At 70.7% G+C, this 18,887-nt stretch carries 19 protein-coding genes; 14 read left to right on the forward strand and 5 right to left on the reverse strand.

What is annotated here, in order from left to right:
• Window positions 1-46 precede the first annotated feature (46 nt).
• Both R2B38_RS30950 and R2B38_RS30955 read left to right on the forward strand, forming a co-directional pair.
• On the forward strand, window positions 47-610 hold the full coding sequence (locus R2B38_RS30950; protein ID WP_318019154.1) for a GNAT family N-acetyltransferase: 564 nt from the start codon (window positions 47-49) through the stop codon (window positions 608-610).
• Between the two features lie 83 nt (window positions 611-693).
• On the forward strand, window positions 694-2,397 hold the full coding sequence (locus tag R2B38_RS30955) for a proline--tRNA ligase (RefSeq protein ID WP_318019155.1): 1,704 nt from the start codon (window positions 694-696) through the stop codon (window positions 2,395-2,397).
• Between the two features lie 40 nt (window positions 2,398-2,437).
• Here the strand turns inward: R2B38_RS30955 and R2B38_RS30960 are convergent, their stop codons facing one another.
• The gene (locus R2B38_RS30960; protein WP_318019156.1) at window positions 2,438-2,833 is read right to left on the reverse strand and encodes a hypothetical protein; all 396 of its coding nucleotides are present in this window, start codon (window positions 2,831-2,833) and stop codon (window positions 2,438-2,440) included.
• 15 nt (window positions 2,834-2,848) lie between these two features.
• Here R2B38_RS30960 and R2B38_RS30965 point away from each other — a divergent pair, with 15 nt between their 5' ends.
• The 4 genes from R2B38_RS30965 to R2B38_RS30980 are packed head-to-tail and all read left to right on the forward strand — an operon-like array spanning window position 2,849 to window position 5,815.
• Window positions 2,849-3,808 (forward strand): FAD:protein FMN transferase, encoded by a 960-nt coding sequence (locus R2B38_RS30965; protein WP_318019157.1) that lies wholly within the window; start codon window positions 2,849-2,851, stop codon window positions 3,806-3,808.
• Complete coding sequence (locus tag R2B38_RS30970) at window positions 3,805-4,386, forward strand: ferric reductase-like transmembrane domain-containing protein (RefSeq protein WP_033284944.1); 582 nt, start codon at window positions 3,805-3,807, stop codon at window positions 4,384-4,386. The genes R2B38_RS30965 and R2B38_RS30970 overlap by 4 nt, the downstream gene beginning before the upstream one ends.
• Window positions 4,383-5,609, forward strand: coding sequence for an NADH-ubiquinone oxidoreductase-F iron-sulfur binding region domain-containing protein (locus tag R2B38_RS30975; protein WP_318019158.1), 1,227 nt, complete (start codon window positions 4,383-4,385; stop codon window positions 5,607-5,609). The genes R2B38_RS30970 and R2B38_RS30975 overlap by 4 nt, the downstream gene beginning before the upstream one ends.
• A gap of 2 nt (window positions 5,610-5,611) precedes the next feature.
• Window positions 5,612-5,815, forward strand: a complete 204-nt coding sequence (locus R2B38_RS30980) for a ferredoxin (protein ID WP_318019159.1) — start codon at window positions 5,612-5,614, stop codon at window positions 5,813-5,815.
• 99 nt (window positions 5,816-5,914) lie between these two features.
• Here the strand turns inward: R2B38_RS30980 and R2B38_RS30985 are convergent, their stop codons facing one another.
• Window positions 5,915-6,925, reverse strand: coding sequence for an Lrp/AsnC family transcriptional regulator (locus tag R2B38_RS30985; protein ID WP_318019160.1), 1,011 nt, complete (start codon window positions 6,923-6,925; stop codon window positions 5,915-5,917).
• A gap of 180 nt (window positions 6,926-7,105) precedes the next feature.
• On the opposite strand from R2B38_RS30985, the gene R2B38_RS30990 reads away from it, so the two are divergent.
• The 4 genes from R2B38_RS30990 to R2B38_RS31005 are packed head-to-tail and all read left to right on the forward strand — an operon-like array spanning window position 7,106 to window position 11,248.
• The gene (locus R2B38_RS30990) at window positions 7,106-8,356 is read left to right on the forward strand and encodes a M20 family metallopeptidase (protein ID WP_318019161.1); all 1,251 of its coding nucleotides are present in this window, start codon (window positions 7,106-7,108) and stop codon (window positions 8,354-8,356) included.
• Complete coding sequence (locus R2B38_RS30995) at window positions 8,356-8,595, forward strand: hypothetical protein (protein WP_318019162.1); 240 nt, start codon at window positions 8,356-8,358, stop codon at window positions 8,593-8,595. The genes R2B38_RS30990 and R2B38_RS30995 overlap by 1 nt, the downstream gene beginning before the upstream one ends.
• On the forward strand, window positions 8,592-10,040 hold the full coding sequence (locus R2B38_RS31000) for a sodium:solute symporter family protein (RefSeq protein WP_318019163.1): 1,449 nt from the start codon (window positions 8,592-8,594) through the stop codon (window positions 10,038-10,040). Before R2B38_RS30995 ends, R2B38_RS31000 begins: the two co-directional genes overlap by 4 nt.
• Window positions 10,037-11,248 carry an amidohydrolase family protein gene (locus R2B38_RS31005; RefSeq protein WP_318019164.1) on the forward strand — a complete coding sequence of 404 codons (1,212 nt, stop codon included), beginning with the start codon at window positions 10,037-10,039 and terminating at the stop codon, window positions 11,246-11,248. Before R2B38_RS31000 ends, R2B38_RS31005 begins: the two co-directional genes overlap by 4 nt.
• Window positions 11,249-11,359: 111 nt before the next feature.
• Here R2B38_RS31005 and R2B38_RS31010 read toward each other — a convergent pair whose 3' ends face one another.
• Genes R2B38_RS31010 through R2B38_RS31020 form a run of 3 tightly spaced genes read right to left on the reverse strand, consistent with a single transcriptional unit; the run spans window position 11,360 to window position 13,290 of the window.
• Complete coding sequence (locus tag R2B38_RS31010; protein ID WP_318019165.1) at window positions 11,360-12,259, reverse strand: aminoglycoside phosphotransferase family protein; 900 nt, start codon at window positions 12,257-12,259, stop codon at window positions 11,360-11,362.
• Window positions 12,260-12,310: 51 nt separating this feature from the next.
• Window positions 12,311-12,778 carry a ferritin-like domain-containing protein gene (locus tag R2B38_RS31015; protein WP_318019166.1) on the reverse strand — a complete coding sequence of 156 codons (468 nt, stop codon included), beginning with the start codon at window positions 12,776-12,778 and terminating at the stop codon, window positions 12,311-12,313.
• Complete coding sequence (locus R2B38_RS31020) at window positions 12,775-13,290, reverse strand: hypothetical protein (protein WP_318019167.1); 516 nt, start codon at window positions 13,288-13,290, stop codon at window positions 12,775-12,777. Before R2B38_RS31020 ends, R2B38_RS31015 begins: the two co-directional genes overlap by 4 nt.
• Before the next feature lie 334 nt (window positions 13,291-13,624).
• Here R2B38_RS31020 and rimP point away from each other — a divergent pair, with 334 nt between their 5' ends.
• From rimP to infB, 4 genes are all read left to right on the forward strand, one after another.
• Window positions 13,625-14,167, forward strand: a complete 543-nt coding sequence (gene rimP / locus R2B38_RS31025) for a ribosome maturation factor RimP (RefSeq protein WP_318019168.1) — start codon at window positions 13,625-13,627, stop codon at window positions 14,165-14,167.
• Window positions 14,168-14,169: 2 nt separating this feature from the next.
• Window positions 14,170-15,168 (forward strand): transcription termination factor NusA, encoded by a 999-nt coding sequence (gene nusA, locus R2B38_RS31030; RefSeq protein ID WP_033284955.1) that lies wholly within the window; start codon window positions 14,170-14,172, stop codon window positions 15,166-15,168.
• 90 nt (window positions 15,169-15,258) lie between these two features.
• Window positions 15,259-15,537: a YlxR family protein gene (locus R2B38_RS31035; protein ID WP_078652706.1), complete on the forward strand. Its 279-nt coding sequence runs from the start codon at window positions 15,259-15,261 to the stop codon at window positions 15,535-15,537.
• Between the two features lie 146 nt (window positions 15,538-15,683).
• Window positions 15,684-18,881 carry a translation initiation factor IF-2 gene (infB, locus tag R2B38_RS31040; protein ID WP_318019169.1) on the forward strand — a complete coding sequence of 1,066 codons (3,198 nt, stop codon included), beginning with the start codon at window positions 15,684-15,686 and terminating at the stop codon, window positions 18,879-18,881.
• The last annotated feature ends 6 nt before the right edge of the window (window positions 18,882-18,887 follow it).

The following is an 18,887-nucleotide window of genomic DNA, read 5'->3' on the forward strand; positions in this document are numbered from 1 at the left end:
GACCGGCACTCGAACGACAACCGTCACCCCCCTGTACTCTCCCCACATGCGATTTCCCGGTCACGGTCACCGCCACCCCCAAGACGTCGTGATCGGCCCCCTGGACCTCTCGGCCCGCGTGGACGAAGCCCTCGCCGTACAGGCCCTCGCCTTCGGCCTGGGCGCGGACGAGGTAGCCGTACGCAGGCAGATCGTCCTGCGCCACATGACCTACCCAGGCGCAAGAGCCCTCGGCGCCACCTCAGCGGAGCGCCTCGTCGGCTTCGTCTACGGCATGCCGAACAACCGCACCCACTGGTGGTCCACAGTCGTAGAGCCGTACCTCCGGGCCCAGGACCACGACGACTGGCTCGACGACTCCTTCGTGATCACCGAGCTGCACGTCCACCCGCACTACCAGAACCGCGGCGCGGGCCGTTCCCTGATCACCACGATCACGGACGCGGCCACCGAACCCCGCTCGATCCTCTCCGCGATCGACACCGACAGCCCGGCTCGCGGCCTCTACCGCTCCCTCGGCTACGAGGACCTCGCCCGCCAGGTCCTGTTCCCGAGCGCACCGAAGCCGTACGCAGTCATGGGCGCCCCGCTGCCTCTGCGACGCCGATAGACACCGCTAACCGATTTCCACCGGCACAGCACGCCCGGCTAACCTCCTAGCCATCACCCTTTCCCGGCAGGAGTACAGGAACCATGGCGAACGCACCGGTCCAGCGCATGTCCCAGTTGATGGCGAAGACGCTGCGCGACGACCCGGCGGACGCCGAGGTCCTGAGTCACAAGCTGCTCGTCCGCGCGGGCTACGTCCGCCGTACCGCCGCCGGCATCTGGTCCTGGCTGCCCCTGGGCAAGAAGGTCCTCTCGAACGTCGAGCGGATCGTGCGTGAGGAGATGGACGCGATCGGCGCCCAGGAGGTGCTGCTCCCCGCGATCCTGCCCCGCGAGCCGTACGAGGCGACCGGCCGATGGGAGGAGTACGGCCCCGAGCTGTTCCGCCTCCAGGACCGCAAGGGCGGCGACTACCTCCTCGGCCCCACCCACGAGGAGATCTTCACGCTGATCGTGAAGGACCAGGCGTCCTCCTACAAGGATCTGCCGGTCATCCTCTACCAGATCCAGAACAAGTACCGCGACGAGGCCCGCCCCCGCGCCGGCATCCTCCGCGGCCGCGAGTTCCTGATGAAGGACTCGTACTCCTTCGACACGGAGGACGAGGGCCTCGCCAAGTCCTACGCCCTGCACCGCGACGCGTACCAGAAGGTGTTCGCGCGCCTGGGCCTCGACTACCGCATCTGCGCCGCGACCGCGGGCGCGATGGGCGGCTCCAAGTCGGAGGAGTTCCTCGCCCCCGCCGAGGCCGGCGAGGACACCTTCGCGGACTGCCCGAACTGTGACTTCGCCGCCAACACCGAAGCGATCGCATACGAGTTGAAGCCGGTCGACGCCACCGGCGTGCCCGCGCTCGAAGAGATCCCCACCCCCGACACCCCCACCATCGAGACCCTCGCCGCCCACCTCGGCGTAGAGGCCTCCGCCACGCTGAAGAACCTCCTCGTGAAGGTCGACGGCGAGATCGTGGCCGTAGGCGTCCCCGGCGACCGCGAGGTCGACCTCGGCAAGGTCGAGGCCCATTTCGCCCCCGCCGCAGTGGAGTTGGTGACGGCGGAGGACTTCACCGGCCGTCCCGACCTCGTGCGCGGCTACGTCGGTCCGCAGGGCCTGGGCGAGAAGGTCACGTACATCGCCGACCCCCGCGTGGCCCCCGGCACGAGCTGGATCACGGGCGCCAACAAGGAGGGCACACACGCGAAGAACGTCGTCGCGGGCCGTGACTTCGAGGTCGACGCGTACGTCGATGTCGTGGTCGTCAACGAAGGCGACCCGTGCCCCAAGTGCGGCATCGGCCTCAAGCTGGACCGCGCGATCGAGATCGGCCACATCTTCCAGCTCGGCCGCAAGTACGCCGACGCCCTCAAGCTCGACGTCCTCGGCCAGCACGGCAAGCCGGTCCGCGTGACCATGGGCTCCTACGGCATCGGCGTCTCCCGCGCGGTCGCCGCCCTCGCCGAGCAGACCGCTGACGACAAGGGCCTGTGCTGGCCCGCCGAGGTCGCCCCGGCCGACGTGCACGTCGTGGCCGCGGGCAAGGCCCTCCAGACCGAACTCGCCCTGGACGTATCGGAGAAGCTGCGCGCGGCCGGCCTGCGCGTCCTGGTCGACGACCGCGCCGGGGTCTCCCCGGGCGTGAAGTTCACCGACTCGGAGCTGATCGGCGTACCGAAGATCCTGGTCGCGGGCCGCCGTTCCGCCGAGGGCGTCCTGGAACTGAAGGACCGCAGGACCGGCGAGCGCGAGGAACTGACGGTCGACGAGGCGATCGCCCGCCTCACCGCGTAAATCAACCTCTCAGAGAGTTCTGCGCAGGCGTATGGCCGCCTCACAGACTTCTCTCAGGCTGGTCCCCGACCGTAGGACGTGACAGAGCGTCACTGCGGAGGGGAACGGTCATGACAGTCAAGGAGCGTGGGGCCGCTACGGCGGTCCGCAGAGGAAAGCGGCGCATCGCGGCCGCCACGGCGGCGATCACGCTGGCCGCGGCGGCCGGGGTGTTCGCCCTGGTCGGCACGATGCAGTCGGACGCGGAAGCGGACACGGCGGCGAGCAGCACCGGCACGACGAGTTCATCGTCGCCGTCGCCGTCGGCCTCCTCCAACACCTCGTCCACGTCGGACAGTTCGACCTCTACGTCGTCCTCATCCTCCTCATCTTCTACGTCTACGTCCTCGTCCTCGTCCGGCGTGACGTCGTCCTCCGGCGGCTCCACCGACTCCACGTCGGGAGCGTCGTGATGACCACGACGGCTCTCCGTACGACCGCCGCCGCCGACTGGCGTGCCCTCGGGACCAGCGTCCGGCTGGTTGTCACCGACCCGGCCCTGCTGGACTCCTGCAACCTGCTCCTCGCCCGGCACCTCGCCGAGGTCGACGCGGCGTGCAGCAGGTTCCGGACCGACTCCGAACTGGCCGCGCTGGACGCCGCGTCGGGCCGCCCGGTCACCGTCAGCCCGCTGCTCGCGGAGGCGCTGGCGGTCGCGCTGCGCGCCGCCGAGGCGACGGACGGCGCGGTCGACCCGACGGTCGGCTCGGCCATGAACGCCATCGGCTACGACCGCGACTTCACCCTCGTCCAGGAGGACGACCGCCCGATCCGGCTCACCGTGAAGCGCGCCCCGGGCTGGCGCACGATCGACCTGGACCCCGCGACGGGCACGGTCGCCGTCCCGGCCGGCGTCCGTCTCGACCTCGGTGCCACGGCGAAGGCCTGGGCCGCCGACAAGGCCGCGGCCATGCTCGCCCAAGTGGCGGGCTGCGGAGTCCTGGTGAGCCTCGGCGGCGACACGGCCGTCGCGGGGGAGCCCCCGGCCGGCGGCTGGAACATCCGCGTCCAGGACGTCACCGGTTCCGTCGACGAGACGCCCGCGCACGGTACGTACGCCACGATCGGCCTGCGCTCCGGCGGCCTGGCCACCTCGGGCACGGCGGCCCGCCGCTGGCGCCGGGGCGGCTACGAGCTGCACCACATCGTCGACCCGCGCACCGGCCTCCCGGTCCGCAGCCCCTGGCGCACGGTCTCGGTCGCCGCCGCGACGAGCGCTGACGCCAACGCGGCGAGCACGGCGTCCCTGGTCAAGGGGGCAGGCGCGGAACGCTGGTTGACCCGCCTGGGCCTCCCCGCCCGCCTGGTCGCCCAGGACGGCATGGTCGTCACGACCCCGGGCTGGCCCACATCCACGGCGGCCGCCGCATGAGCTCCGAGATCCTCTGGTACGCCAACCGCGCCACCGGAGCCGTCTGCCTCGTCCTGTTCACGGTCGTGGTCCTGCTCGGCATCGCGGTCCGCCTGCGCACCCGGCTCCCCGGCCTGCCCCGCTTCGGCACGGTGAACCTGCACCGCACCCTCTCCCTCTCCGCGACCGCCTTCCTGGCCCTGCACATCGCGATGGCGGTGATCGACGGCTACGTGAACATCACCGTCGTCGACGCGGTCGTCCCCTTCGTCTCCGACTACGAACCCCTCTGGCTCGGCCTCGGCACGGTCGCCTTCGACCTGATGCTCGCGGTCCTGGTCACCAGCCTCCTCCGCGAACGCATCGGCCACCGCACCTGGCGGGCCCTCCACTGGCTCGCGTACGCCTCCTGGCCGGTCGCCCTGATCCACGGCATCGGCATCGGCACGGACACCGGCACCGACTGGATGACCTGGCTGACGGTCTCCTGCGTGGCCGCGGTGGTAGCCGCCTTCGGTATCCGCCTGGCCCACTCCGCCCGCGAGTCCCGCCGCACCCCCGCCGCCCTGCTCCGCACAGCGGAAGGAGCCCGCTCATGACCACGACCACGACCTTCACCGACGTCTACATGTCCCCCCGCCTCCTCGCCCCCGGCGGCGGCTCCGCGGCCGACCTCTCCACCCACGAACTCCGCTACGGCCCACTGTCGTACGGAGATCCCGACGGCCTGCTGAGAACGGTCGCCGAATCCGGCTTGACCGGCCGCGGAGGCGCCGCGTTCCCGACGTACCGCAAACTCGTCGCGGTGACCGACGCGAGCCGCCGCACGGGCCGCGCCCCCGTGGTCGTGGCGAACGGCGCGGAGGGCGAACCGGCCAGCCGCAAGGACAAGACACTCCTTCGCCTCTCTCCCCATCTGGTCCTGGACGGGCTGCAGTTGGCGGCGAGGGCGGTGGGCGCGGGCGAGGCGCACCTGGCGGTGGAAGACGGTGCGTCCTACCTGGAATCGGCCCTGGCCCAGCGCAACGACCCGCTCCCCGTACAGGTGGTCCGCCTGCCCAAACGCTTCCTGTCCGGCCAGGCGTCGGCGCTGGCGCAATACGTCTCGGGGAACACCCCGTTGCCCCGCCACCAGCACCCGCCGGTCCGCGAACGCGGGGTGAACCGCGCCCCCACCCTCATCCAGAACGTGGAAACCCTGGCTCACCTCGCCCTGGTAGCCCGCTACGGAGCCGACTGGTTCCGCAGCGCCGGCACCCCCACCCAGCCGGGCAGCACCCTGTGCACCCTGCACGCCCCGGGCCGTGAAGTCCGGGTGGTGGAAGCCCCGTTCGGCCTCCCCCTGAACCGACTCCTGCCCCTGGACGGCATGTCCGCGGTGCTCGTCGGCGGCTACCACGGCACCTGGATCCCGGCTACCGATGCGGCCCAACGCCCCCTGGACGCAAGCAACTTGGGAGCAGGCGTGCTGGCCGCACTCCCGGCAAACCGCTGCGGCGTAACCGAAACCGCCCGAGTCCTCCGCTACTTGGCCCTGCAATCGGCCGGCCAGTGCGGCCCCTGCCTCAACGGCCTCCCGCGCATAGCCGCCGCCTTCCAGACCCTGGCCACCCCCGGCCCCCAGTCCAACACCCGCCAGGACGTGGCCCGTTGGTCCGGCCTGGTGGAGGGCCGAGGCGCCTGCCACCACCCCGACGGCACGGTCCGCCTGGTCCGCAGCGCGCTGACCACCTTCGCGGCCGAACTGGACGCCCACGCAGGGGGTTTGTGCACCGCGAGCGACCCGACACCTCTGCTGCCCATCCCGAATGAGGCCCACTGACCATGGCCCAGCAACAGCTCGACATCGACTGGACAGCCTGCCAGGGACATGGCCTGTGCGCGGAGCTACTTCCGGACCACATCACCCTGGACGAATGGGGCTACCCCTTGGTGGACGGAGCCCCGATCCCACCCCGCGTAGCGAAACGCGCCCGCAGAGCAGCCTCAGACTGCCCGGTCCTAGCCTTGAAACTAACGGTGACTTGAAATACCGGCGATTGGAGCGCCCCTTTTAGGGGCGCGGGGAACTGCGCGACCAGCCCCAACGCGCCCGCACCCCGAAAACCATCCGCACCCTCCCCGAACTCAACCACCCCAGAAATCCATAGCCACCCGCCCCTCAATCCGCCCCCGCTCATCCAACAAACACCCACCCAACTTCACCGGCCGCAACGTCACCGCCCGATCCACGATCTCCAACCGGGACAACTTCGCCACCATCTCGCTCTCCAACCCCACCGCATCCCCCGCACCCCGCAACCACACCCCGACCAGCAAATTCGCCGCCCCACTGACCGCCGCGCACATCCGCACCTCAGGAAACCGCCCCAACGTCCGCGCAGCCCGCTCCAGTTGATCCGGCGGCACCCGCAACCACAGCAACATCGTCACCGGCGCAGGCGAAAGCGACCGAGCAACCTCACACCGCAACCGAATCACCCCACCCGCAAGAGCAGCCCCCAAATGCCGCCGAACGGTACTCGCGCCCACCCCCAGCCGCGAAGCCAACTCCGCATGCGTGGCCCGTGCGTTCTCCCCCAGCGCAAGCAACAGCGCCCGGTCCAACTCCCCGAACCGAGGCGCCATCCCCGGCGAAGGCGAAGGCGACGACTCCGCCCCCATCAACACCCCCCGCTGCTCACGCGAGATCGCCCGAACCTGCCACCGACTCCCCTCCGCGTACATCCGAGGCGCGACCAACGTCCGAGTCCCCACAACCCCTCGCAGCCTCGAGACCCGGTCGACGACATACCGAGACACCCCCTCCAGACTCGCCGCCACCAGATGCAGCACCAGATCACAGGGCCCCGCCACGTAGTCGACGGCGGTCAACTCCGCGTCACCGGCCACCGTCCGCGCCACCCGCATCGCCTCACCCGGCGCACAGTCCACCTGCACGAACGCGAACGCCAGCCGTTCCCCGACCGCCGCCCCCGGATAGGCGGTCAGCCACGCCTCCCGCCGCTCGACCAACCGCTCCCAGTGCCGGGCCACCGTCACCGGCCCGACCCCCAGCGCTCTGCCGATCAACGACCAAGGCGCACGCGGCCGGAGCTGCAACGCGTTGACCAGGGCGAGATCGGACTCGGAGAGCATGGCGGATCCCTCGGATAGATGGCCGTCGTACGGCGGATCTCTCCAAAATTCCATGCGCTGATGCACCGCCCTCTCATCATTACCGACCAGAAGCACGGTCCGTACGGCACCGGATGCGCGAGCACCCGTCCGGCTGGGCAGCGTCCTGGAGTTGCGGGAGTGACCTACGAGGGGAACGGGATGACGCTGAGAGACGACGCACACGAGCTCCAGGGCGAACTGGCCGCCCTGCGCCGGGCGTTGCACCAGGAACCGGAGATCGGCCTGCACCTGCCGCGCACGCAGGAGAAGGTGCTGGCCGCCCTGGACGGACTGCCGCTGGAGATCAGCACCGGCACGTCACTGTCCTCCGTGACGGCGGTCCTGCGCGGCGGAAAAACCGAGCCGGGTGGAGGAGCGGAGCCGGGTGGAGGAATCGAGCCCGCCGGCCCCGTCGTACTGCTCCGCGGAGACATGGACGGCCTCCCGGTCACCGAGCGCACCGGCGCGGAGTTCACCTCCCGCGTCGACGGCGCCATGCACGCCTGCGGCCACGACCTGCACACCGCCGGACTCGTCGGCGCCGCCCGGCTGCTCGCCGACCGGCGCGAACTCCTCGCCGGGGACGTGGTGTTCATGTTCCAGCCGGGGGAGGAGGGCTGGGACGGCGCCGGGCACATGGTCGAGGAGGGTGTCCTGACGGCGGCGGGCCGCCCGGCCGACGCCGCCTACGGGCTGCACGTCAGCTCGTCGTCGTACCCCACCGGCGTCTTCAGCTCCCGCCCCGGCACGCTGATGGCGGCCTCGGCGGGCCTGCACGTGCGCGTCGTAGGAGCGGGCGGGCACGGATCGAGGCCGCATGCCGCGCTGGACCCGATACCCGTGGCCTGCGAGATGGTCACCGCGCTGCAGACCATGGTGACCCGGCGCTTCGACGTCTTCGACCCGGTCGTGGTCACCGTCGGCACCTTCCACGCGGGCACCCGGCGCAACGTCATCCCGGACGACGCCGTCTTCGAGGCGACCGTGCGCACCTTCACCCCGGCCGCCGCCGAACGCGTCGCCGAGGTCGCCGTACGCCTCTGCGAGGACATCGCGGCGGCCCACGGGCTCACCGCCGAGGTCGAGTTCGTCCCCGAGTACCCGGTCACGGTCAACCACCTCGCCGAGCACGACTTCCTCGCCCACACCGTCCGCGAGGCCTTCGGCGAGGAGCGCTTCGCGCCGCTGGCCGACCCGATCACCGGCTCGGAGGACTTCTCCCGGGTCCTGGACCGGGTGCCGGGCGCCTTCGTGTTCCTGGGCGCCGACACCACCGGCGACCCGGAGACCGCGCCCGGCAACCACTCCCCGCTCGCCGCCTTCGACGACAGCGTGCTCGCCGACGGAGCAGCGCTGCTGGCCGAACTCGCCGTCCGCCGACTCGACCGCCCCGCGAAGGAGACCGCGTAGTGCGCCCCTACCACCTGATCCCCGCCGTGCCCGCGCTGGCCCTGGTCCTCATGCCGTTCCTGCCGTTCGTGAACACCGACGGGCTGTGGTTCGGCCTGCCCCGGATGCTCGTGTGGGGCGCGGCGTGGTGCGTACTGTGCACCCCCGCACTGCTGCTGACGGAACGTCAAATGGCCCGCGAGGCAGCGGAGTCGACCGGGACAACCACCATCGCCGCCGCCGAGGGGACCGACCAGTGACGACCATCCTCATCATGACGTTCACCGGCATCGTGCTGATCGGTGTCCTCGGCTTCGCCGGTCGCCGCAAGCCCGCAGCCGACCTGTCCGAATGGGCCGTGGGCGGACGGAACTTCGGCGCGGTGAGCATGTGGTTCCTCCAGGCCGGCGAGGTGTTCACCACCTTCACCTTCCTCGGCATGGCGGGCCTGGCGTTCAGCGGCGGGGTGGCGGCCCTCTACGCCCTCCCGTACGTCCCCATCGGCTACATGGTCCTGTTCTTCCTCGCCAAGCGCCTCTGGTCGCTGGGCAAGGAGCGCGGCTACCTCACCCAGGGCGACTACCTGGAGGACCGCTACGACAGCAAACTGCTCGGCACGGTCGCGGCCGTCCTGGGCGTCGTCTTCGTCCTCCCGTACCTCCAACTCCAGATCACCGGGCTGGGGTTGATCGTCCAGCTGGTCACCGGCAACTCGTCCTCCGGCACCCTCAGCATGATCATCGGCAGCGTGCTGGTCGTGGCCTTCGTCCTCTGGGCGGGCCTGCACGGCGTAGCGATGACGTCGTACTTCAAGGACGTCATCATGCTCGTGGTCCTGGGCGTGCTGCTCGTCGCCATCCCCTCCCACTTCGCGGGCGGGGTCAGCGCGATGTTCCACCGCATCGACAAACTGCACCCCGAGATGCTGATGATCCACGCGGGCCCCGCCGACCAAGTCTGGTTCACCACAAGCATGTTGGTCAGCGCGATCGGCGTGGGCCTGATGTGCCTCCCGCACGCGTGGCCCGCCGTGATGTCCGCCCGCGACCCCAAGGTCCTGCGCCGCAACTACACCTGGATGCCCCTCTACGAACTCTGCCTCCTGATGCCGATCATCGTCGGCTTCGCCGCCATCCTCGTCCTGAAGCCCGGCAGTTCGGCGAACGGCATCCTCCTGACCCTGAGCAAGCAGGTCCTGCCCGCGTGGGCGACGGGCCTGGTGGTGATCGCGGCGATCGCGACAGCGATGGTCCCGGCGGCGGGCATCCTGATCGGCATCTCCTCCCTGGTGGCCCGCAACATCGCCCGAGTGCAGGGCGAACGCACCCAGTTCTGGATCAACCACGGCACGGTGGTGGCAGCGTGCGGCCTGTCACTGTTGCTGGCGATCTTCCGCCCGGACTTGCTGGCCAACCTCCTGCTCCTCACCTACAGCGGCACGGTCCAACTCGCCCCCGCCATCGCCCTCGGCTTCCTGACGCGCCGCCCGGTGGGCAAGGTCCCGATCCTGGCGGGCCTGTTCGTGGGCGAACTGGCCGTCATCTGGCTGACGTTCTGGAACAAGGACCTGGCGGGCAACGTCAACGTGGGCCTGATAGGCCTGGCCGCGAACCTGATCGTCCTGACCCTCGCGACCCCCGCGGAACGCCTCCTGTCCCGCAAGCCAACTCCCGACCCCGACAAGCAGGTTGCGATGACGGCATGAACAACTCCCCACTCCGTACGGTCTTCACGGGCGGCCTCCTCTTCGACGGCACCGGCACGGACCCGGCCCCCGCAGACGTGGTCGTGTCCGGCGCCCGCATAGTCGACGTCGGAACAGGCCTGGACGGCGACACCCAAGTCGACTGCACAGGCCGCACGTTGCTCCCGGGCCTGTTCGACTGCCACGTCCACCTCACGCTCAACGGCATAGGTCTGCTGGGGGCGTTGCAGAAGCCGTTCTCGTACCAGTTCTACGAGGCGGCGGTGAACCTGCGCCGCACCCTCGAAGCGGGCATCACCACGGTCCGTGACGCGGCGGGCGCCGATCTGGGCATCAAACAGGCAGTGGAGGACGGCCTGTTGACGGGCCCCCGGGTCCAGATCTCGATCGGCCTGATCACCCAGACCGGCGGCCACGGCGACCCTTGGATGCCCTCGGGCCAGTGCGCCGGCCTCGCCGTACCGCACCCGGGCCGCCCACCCGCGCTCGCCGACGGCCCCGACGAGATGCGCCGCACCGCCCGCACCCTGCTCCGCGCCGGCGCCGAGGTCCTCAAGGTGTGCACCACCGGCGGAGTCCTCTCACCGCGCGACGACCCCCGCCACAGCCAGTTCACCCCGGAGGAACTGGACATCCTGGTGACCGAGGCAACCGCCCAGGGCCGCTACGTCATGGCCCACGCCCAGGGCGCCGAGGGCATCAAAAACGCCGTCCGAGCCGGAATCCGCTCCATAGAACACGGCATCCACCTGGACGACGAGGCAATAGACCTCATGCTGCGCCACGACACCTGGCTGGTCCCCACCTTGATCGCCCCGGTATCGGTGATCCGAGCGGCCGAGTCCGGCATCGAGATCCCCGAAGCCATGCTCCGCAAGGCGAAGGAGGTCACAGAGGTCCACGCCACCTCAGTACGCCGAGCCGCAGAGGCAGGCGTCCGCATAGCCATGGGAACGGACAGCGGAATCGGCCCGCACGGCACCAACCTCGACGAGCTGCCCCTGATGGAGGCGTGCGGAATGACTCCGGGAGAGGTGCTGGCGGCGACGACGTCGTCGGCGGCCCGCCTGCTGGGCTACGACGACCTGGGCACCGTAGAACCGGGCAACAGAGCGGACTTGGTCCTGGTGGAGGGCGACGCCTACGACCTACAGGCGCTGCCAGGCAACATCACGGAGGTATGGAAGGACGGAGTCCGGGCGGCCTAATGAAACCGGGCTATTTGAGGCGCCCGTTTTTAGGGGCGCGGGGCTGTGTCGATTTGCGGCTCCGCCGCGCGGGCGCGCCCAGCCCCCACGGGCCCGCAGACAAAACACGACCTATAGCCACCCAGCAAATTCCAGCAACAACTCAGCATCCCGAGGCCGCCCCACCCGCAGTGCCCGCACCCCAGACTCCACCGCCCGGAACAACGTCCACCCCCGCAACCGCTCCTGATCCACATCCAAAGACTCGGCAAGTCGCTTGACCCGCCGCCGAGTTGTAGAGGCACCCGAGGGCGTAGCAATCAAATCCTCAACCCGATCCCGAACCAACCGAGCCAGATCAAACGCACACTCACCCACAACAGGATCCGGCCCCACCGCAAGCCACGGCACCCGCTCAGCCGCAAGCACCTTGCTCTGCCGAAACGTCCCATGCAGCAACCGAACCTCAGGCGGCGCAGCCACCAACGCCTCCCGAGCCTCCAACGCGGCCGACACCAACGAGGCAACCTCAGCCCCACCGCCACCGCTGTCCCGCATCACCCGCGCCTGCCGCCCCGTCCGCTCGGCCACCGTCTCAAACGCATGATCAGCAGGCGGCTCCACCCACAACCGCCGCAACGTCCCCGCGGCCTCCAACAACGCCTTGGCCTCGGGCAACGACCGCACCGACACATCGGGATGCAACCGCTCCAGCACGAGCACACCCTCGGCGGCGAACGGCTCGACAAGCTGCACGGCGCCCAGCCCACCCCACCGAGCCAGCGCGGCCCGCTCACTCTCCGGGCGGGCCCGACGCGGGGCCAGCTTCAGCACGGCCGGAGTCCCATCAGCCCGCCGTACCAGCACAACCAGACTGCTGCGCCCGCCGGGAACCTGCACCCGCTCCACAGTCAACTCGCGTAGATCAACGGCCTGTTGAGCCACCTCGGGCAGCTTCTCCAACCAGTCGTCACCGCTCGGTGCCGTCTCCCCGAGCGCCCTCACCAGACGCCGCGGCGGTTCGAAAGCCATGCGCGAGTTGTTCCCTTCCTACGGTCCTGCGGTCTTGCGTCCCGGTGCGGATCACGCCGTGGGTGTCGCCGGGGCCGTGGGGGTCGCGGCCCGCTCGGCGAGACCAGGGAAGGGTACGCTCCCGCCGCGCCAGCGCACCGCGCGGACCGCCGCTTCCCGCAGCGCCTCCGCGGCCGTACCGCGCACCCCGCCCGTGGACGCCCGCACGAGGTCGGAGTAGACCCCGGCCACCCGGTCCTCCAGCTCCGCGGCCAGCTCTACGGCCGCCGCCGAGTCCGGTACCGCGAACGGCAGCGCGTACGCGGCGGACGCGGCCACGGGTGTGCCGCCGAGGTCCCGCACCTCGCGGACCAGCGCGTCACGCCGGGCGCGATGGGCGTCGTAGGCCGCCTTGGCCTCGATCCGCCGGCCCTCGCGGATACGCCCGCCGACGACGCCGTAGCCGTACACCGCCGCGTGCTCGGCGGCCAACGCGGCCTGCAGCGCGGTCAGTTCCGCGGCCTTCTCCTCGCTGCTCACTTGGCACCCTCCGTCAGCAGATACGCGTGCGCGGCCCCCGCGGCGGCCACCGAGGCCAGCAGCCGGGCCAGTTCTCCGGGCAGATCGAGCAGTGCCTTGGCCCGCCGGTCGGCGAGGGCCCGCTCGGCGGCGGCCAGGTCGGCGAGGGCATCGCTCGGGGTCGCGGGTACGGCTGAAGCCGAAGCCGACGGTGAGGCAGTGGCCGTAGCGGACGGTGTCGAGCTGGTGCCGCCGAAGGCCGTCGCGTGCCGTACGACCTCCGCCCGCAGCGGGTCCAGGCGCTCCGCCAGCGTCGGGTGCGCGGCGAGGACCGCGTCGTAGTGCCGGAGAAGGGTCTCGCTGTCGGCGGCCGCACGCGCGCGTGCGTGTTCGGCGGCGGACGCGCTGCCGCCCGTGGTCCCGGAGTCGTCGCCGGTGGAACAGCCCACCAGGAGAGCGGCACCGGCGGCCGAGACGAGCAGGCTCCTTCTACGCGGTCCCAGAAGGGTGCGCGGAGGCGGGGGGAACGGCACGGCAGATCGTCCTCGGGGGGCTCGTACGAACGAAAAGGCGAGAAGGGCGACGCGGCCCGTGATCACGGTACCCGCGCATACCCCCGACTCATGTCACCGGCTCGTAGACCCACCTAAGGGGCGCGGGGCTGAATCGATTTGCGGCTCCGCCGCGTGGGCGCGACAAGCCCCCACCGACCCGCACTCGCCCGACCACGTCAACCACCCGAGTTCAAAGGCGCCCCGCCCCACCGCCGGAGGTACCCGTGGACGGCAACACACCCCGGGACCGGATACCCTTTGACCAGACACGCGCCCTACCCACAACAGCACACGCGGCCGAGGAGTCACCCGGATGAGCACGACCCAGAGCGAGAGGCTGCGAGAACTGCTGGAACCGCTCGTCGGCTCCCAGGGACTCGATCTCGAAGAGGTCGCGGTGGACTCCGTCGGACGCAAGCGGGTGCTGCGCGTGGTCGTCGATTCGGATACGGGCGCAGATCTGGACCAGATCGCCGATGTGAGCCGCGCGCTCTCGGCGAAGCTCGACGAGACCGACGCGATGGGTGCGGGCGAGTACACCCTGGAGGTCGGGACCCCCGGTGCCGAGCGCGAGCTCACCGAACACCGTCACTACGTCCGCGCCACCGACCGGCTGGTGAAGTTCCAGCTGGCCGAGAGCGGTGAGCTGGTCGCCCGGATCCTCAAGGTGGACGACGACGGCATCGACGTGGAAGTGCCCGGCGTGAAGGGGCGCAAGCCCACCGCCAAGCGGCTCGCCTTCGCGGACGTCGTCAAGGCCCGCGTCCAGGTCGAGTTCAACCGCAAGAGCAAGAACGACGACATCGAAGACAACGTCGACATCGAAGACAACGAAGAGAACGCAGAGGAGGCGTAGCCGTGGACATCGACATGAGTGCCCTGCGGGGCTTGGTGCGGGAGAAGGAGATCTCCTTCGACCTGCTGGTCGAGGCGATCGAGTCGGCGCTCCTCATCGCCTACCACCGCACCGAGGGAAGCCGCCGCCACGCGCGCGTGAAGCTCGACCGGGAGACCGGTCATGTGACCGTGTGGGCGAAGGAGGACCCCGAGGACCTGGAGGAGGGGCAGGAGGCGCGCGAGTTCGACGACACCCCGTCCGACTTCGGGCGGATCGCCGCCACCACCGCCAAGCAGGTCATCCTGCAGCGCCTGCGGGACGCGCAGGACGACGCGACGCTCGGCGAGTACGCGGGCCGCGAGGGCGACATCGTCACCGGAGTCGTCCAGCAGGGCCGCGACCCGAAGAACGTGCTCGTCGACATCGGCAAGCTGGAGGCCATCCTGCCGGTGCAGGAGCAGGTCCCCGGCGAGACGTACCCGCACGGCATGCGCCTTCGGTCGTACGTCGTCCGGGTGGCGAAGGGTGTGCGCGGTCCGTCCGTGACGCTGTCCCGTACGCATCCCAATCTGGTGAAGAAGCTGTTCGCCATGGAGGTGCCGGAGATCGCCGACGGGTCGGTGGAGATCGCCGCCATCGCGCGCGAGGCCGGCCACCGTACGAAGATCGCCGTCCGCTCCACCCGCAGCGGCCTGAACGCCAAGGGTGCCTGCATCGGCCCCATGGGCGGCCGGGTGCGCGCGGTCATGGGCGAGCTGAGCGGCGAGAAGATCGACATCGTCGACTGGTCGGACGACCCGGCCGAGATGGTCGCCAACGCGCTCTCCCCGGCGCGGGTCTCCAAGGTCGAAGTGGTGGACCTCGCGGCCCGCTCCGCGCGCGTGACGGTGCCGGACTACCAGCTGTCCCTGGCGATCGGCAAGGAAGGGCAGAATGCCCGGCTCGCGGCCCGCCTCACGGGGTGGCGCATCGACATCCGTCCGGACACCGAACAGCCGTCCGACCAGGCAGGGGAATAGATCTCGGCCGCGAGTGGCTTAGATCACGACAACAACCGTTCGATTCTTCCCCCGAAGGGGTGAGGTCGGTGCGGGGAGGTAGACTTAGCAGTGTCTGGCCGGACGCGAGCCCGCGCATGCCCTGAACGCACCTGTGTGGGGTGCCGGGAGCGAGCGGCCAAGAAGGAACTGCTGCGGATCGTGGCGGTCGAGGGCGAATGCGCTCCCGATCATCGCGGTACGCTGCCCGGCCGGGGCGCGTATCTGCACCCCGCCCTGGTCTGTCTCGACCTGGCGGTCCGCCGCCGGGCGTTCCCACGGGCGCTGCGTGCCCAGGGAGCGCTCGACACAAAGGCGTTGCGCCTCTATGTCGAGCAGGCGACACAGTAAGAGCGAGTCGTACGGAACCTCCGTGCGGCCCGGTATTCCGCGAGTTGGAAGTAGGTCGAGATTGCGATGAGCACTCGATGAGCACGCGATGAGTACGCCCATGAAGTAGCGACGGTCCGGACGCACCCGGACCTAAAAGGAGCGAAGTGGCTAAGGTCCGGGTATACGAACTCGCCAAGGAGTTCGGGGTGGAGAGCAAGGTCGTCATGGCCAAGCTCCAAGAACTCGGTGAATTCGTCCGTTCGGCGTCCTCGACGATCGAGGCGCCCGTTGTACGCAAGCTGACAGACGCCCTCCAGCAGGGCAGCGGAGGCGGCAAGCCCGCCCCCGCACGCAAGGCTGCCCCGGCTCGTCCGGGTGCCCCCTCTCCGGCGCAGGGTGCCCGTCCGGGTCCTGCCGCCCCGCGTCCGCCGGCCCCGAAGCCGGCCGTCGCCGAGAGCGCCCCCGCGGCTCCCGCAGCCCCGGCCGCGCCCGCCGCACCGGCCTCCGCCGGTGGCTCCGGCCCCCGTCCGGGCCCGCGGCCCGCGCCGCGTCCGGCTCCGGCCTCGCCGGCGCCGACCACGCCCGAGTTCACCGCCCCCCCGGCGGCTCCCGCGGCTCCGGCCGCGCCTGCTGCTACGGGCGGTTCCAGTTCTGCCCCGCGTCCGGGCGCCCCGCGTCCGGCGAGCCAGGCTCCCCGTCCGGGCGGTGCCCGTCCGGCCGGTCCCGGCCAGGGTGGCCAGGGTCGTGGCGACCGTCCCGAGCGCAGTGACCGCGGCGACCGTCCCGGCGCTCCGCGTCCGGGTGGTCAGGGCGGCGCACGTCCCGGTGCTCGTCCGGCCGGTCCCCGTCCGGGCAACAACCCGTTCACCTCCGGTGGTTCCACCGGCATGGCGCGTCCCGGGGCTCCTCGTCCCGGTGCCCCGCGTCCCGGCGGTCAGGACCGTCCGGGCGGTGCTCCCGGTGGCGCTCCGCGTCCGCAGGGTGCCGGTCAGGGCGGTCCCCGTCCCCAGGGCGCTGCGGGCGGTGCCCGTCCGGGTGCTCCCGGCGGCGCGCGTCCGTCCCCGGGCGGCATGCCCCGCCCGCAGGGCGGCGCTCCGCGTCCCGGCGGCGGCCCCGGTGGCAACCGTCCGAACCCCGGCATGATGCCGCAGCGTCCCGCTGCCGGTAGCCCCCGTCCCGGTGGTGGCCCCGGTGGCCGCGGTCCCGGTGCCGGCGGCGGTCGTCCCGGTGGTCCGGGTGGCGGCGGCGGTCGTCCCGGTGGCGGCGGCGGCTTCGCCGGTCGTCCGGGTGGCGGCGGTGGCGGTTTCGCCGGTCGTCCCGCGGGTCCCGGTGGCGGTGGCGGCGGTTTCGCCGGCCGTCCGGGTGCTCCCGCCGGTGGCGGCGGTGGCCGTCCCGGCTTCGGTGGCCGTCCCGGTGGTCCGGGTGGCCGCGGTGGCACACAGGGCGCCTTCGGCCGTCCCGGTGGTCCCGCGCGTCGCGGTCGCAAGTCGAAGCGGCAGAGGCGCCAGGAGTACGAGGCCATGCAGGCCCCGTCGGTCGGCGGTGTGATGCTGCCTCGTGGCAACGGACAGTCCGTCCGTCTGTCGCGCGGTGCCTCGCTCACCGACTTCGCCGAGAAGATCAACGCCAACCCGGCGTCGCTCGTCGGCGTGATGATGAACCTCGGCGAGATGGTCACTGCCACGCAGTCCGTCTCCGACGAGACGCTGAAGCTCCTCGCGGACGAGATGAACTTCGTCCTCGAGATCGTCAGCCCCGAGGAGGAGGACCGCGAGCTGCTCGAGTCCTTCGACATCGAGTTCGGCGAGGACGAGGGTGGCGAGGAGTTCCTCGTCGCGCGTCCGCCGGTCGTGACCGTCATGGGTCACGTCGACCACGGTAAGACCCGACTGCTGGACACCATCCGCAAGACGAACGTCGTCGCGGGCGAGGCCGGCGGTATCACGCAGCACATCGGTGCGTACCAGGTCGCCACCGAGGTCAACGGCGAAGAGCGTCGCATCACCTTCATCGACACCCCGGGTCACGAGGCGTTCACCGCCATGCGTGCCCGCGGTGCCAAGTCGACCGACATCGCGATCCTCGTGGTGGCGGCCAACGACGGTGTGATGCCCCAGACGATCGAGGCGTTGAACCACGCCAAGGCGGCCGACGTGCCGATCGTGGTCGCGGTCAACAAGATCGACGTCGAAGGTGCCGACCCGACCAAGGTGCGCGGTCAGCTCACCGAGTTCGGTCTGGTGGCCGAGGAGTACGGCGGCGACACCATGTTCGTCGACATCTCCGCCAAGCAGGGCCTCAACATCGAGAGCCTGCTGGAGGCCGTGATCCTGACCGCGGACGCCTCGCTCGACCTGCGGGCCAACCCGGAGCAGGACGCGCAGGGCATCGCGATCGAGTCCCACCTGGACAAGGGCCGCGGCGCCGTCGCGACCGTCCTGGTCCAGCGAGGCACCCTGCGGGTCGGCGACACCATGGTGGTCGGCGACGCCTACGGCCGTGTCCGCGCGATGCTCGACGACAAGGGCGACAACGTGGAAGAGGCGGGTCCCTCGACCCCGGTCCTCGTCCTCGGTCTCACCAACGTCCCGGGCGCCGGCGACAACTTCCTCGTCGTCGACGAGGACCGCACGGCACGTCAGATCGCCGAGAAGCGCGCGGCGCGCGAGCGCAACGCCAACTTCGCCCGGCGCGGAGTCCGGTTCTCCCTGGAGAACCTGGACGAGGCCCTCAAGGCCGGTCTGGTGCAGGAACTCAACCTCATCATCAAGGGCGACGCGTCCGGTTCGGTGGAGGCTCTCGAGTCCTCGCTGCTCCAGCTCGACGTCGGCGACGAGGTCGACATCCGCGTCCTGCACCGCGGCGTGGGTGCGGTCACCGAGTCGGACATCGACCTGGCGACCGGCTCCGACGCGATCGTCATCGGCTTCAACGTCCGCGCTGCGGGCCGCGCGGCGCAGATGGCGGAGCGCGAGGGCGTCGACGTCCGGTACTACTCGGTGATCTACCAGGCCATCGAGGAGATCGAAGCAGCGCTCAAGGGCATGCTCAAGCCGGAGTACGAGGAGGTCGAGCTCGGCACGGCGGAGATCCGCGAGGTCTTCAAGTCGTCCAAGCTGGGCAACATCGCCGGTGTCCTGGTCCGCTCCGGAGAGGTCAAGCGCAACACCAAGGCGCGCCTCGTCCGCGACGGCAAGGTCATCGCCGAGAGCCTCACCATCTCCGGTCTGCGTCGCTTCAAGGACGACGTCACCGAGATCCGCGAAGGGTTCGAGGGCGGTATCAACCTCGGCAACTTCAACGACATCAAGGTCGACGACGTCATCGCGACGTACGAGATGCGCGAGAAGCCTCGCGGCTGATCGACA

Origin of the sequence: Streptomyces sp. N50, assembly GCF_033335955.1 — a bacterium.
In the GTDB taxonomy this organism is placed as follows: Bacteria; Actinomycetota; Actinomycetes; order Streptomycetales; family Streptomycetaceae; genus Streptomyces.

Coding starts and splice junctions, on each gene's coding strand:
- R2B38_RS30950 (WP_318019154.1), top strand. CDS start 47: ATGCGATTTCCCGGTCACGGTCACCGCCACCCCCAAGACGTCGTGATC.
- R2B38_RS30955 (WP_318019155.1), top strand. CDS start 694: ATGGCGAACGCACCGGTCCAGCGCATGTCCCAGTTGATGGCGAAGACG.
- R2B38_RS30965 (WP_318019157.1), top strand. CDS start 2,849: ATGACCACGACGGCTCTCCGTACGACCGCCGCCGCCGACTGGCGTGCC.
- R2B38_RS30970 (WP_033284944.1), top strand. CDS start 3,805: ATGAGCTCCGAGATCCTCTGGTACGCCAACCGCGCCACCGGAGCCGTC.
- R2B38_RS30975 (WP_318019158.1), top strand. CDS start 4,383: ATGACCACGACCACGACCTTCACCGACGTCTACATGTCCCCCCGCCTC.
- R2B38_RS30980 (WP_318019159.1), top strand. CDS start 5,612: ATGGCCCAGCAACAGCTCGACATCGACTGGACAGCCTGCCAGGGACAT.
- R2B38_RS30985 (WP_318019160.1), bottom strand. CDS start 6,925: ATGCTCTCCGAGTCCGATCTCGCCCTGGTCAACGCGTTGCAGCTCCGG.
- R2B38_RS30990 (WP_318019161.1), top strand. CDS start 7,106: ATGACGCTGAGAGACGACGCACACGAGCTCCAGGGCGAACTGGCCGCC.
- R2B38_RS31005 (WP_318019164.1), top strand. CDS start 10,037: ATGAACAACTCCCCACTCCGTACGGTCTTCACGGGCGGCCTCCTCTTC.
- R2B38_RS31010 (WP_318019165.1), bottom strand. CDS start 12,259: ATGGCTTTCGAACCGCCGCGGCGTCTGGTGAGGGCGCTCGGGGAGACG.
- rimP (WP_318019168.1), top strand. CDS start 13,625: ATGAGCACGACCCAGAGCGAGAGGCTGCGAGAACTGCTGGAACCGCTC.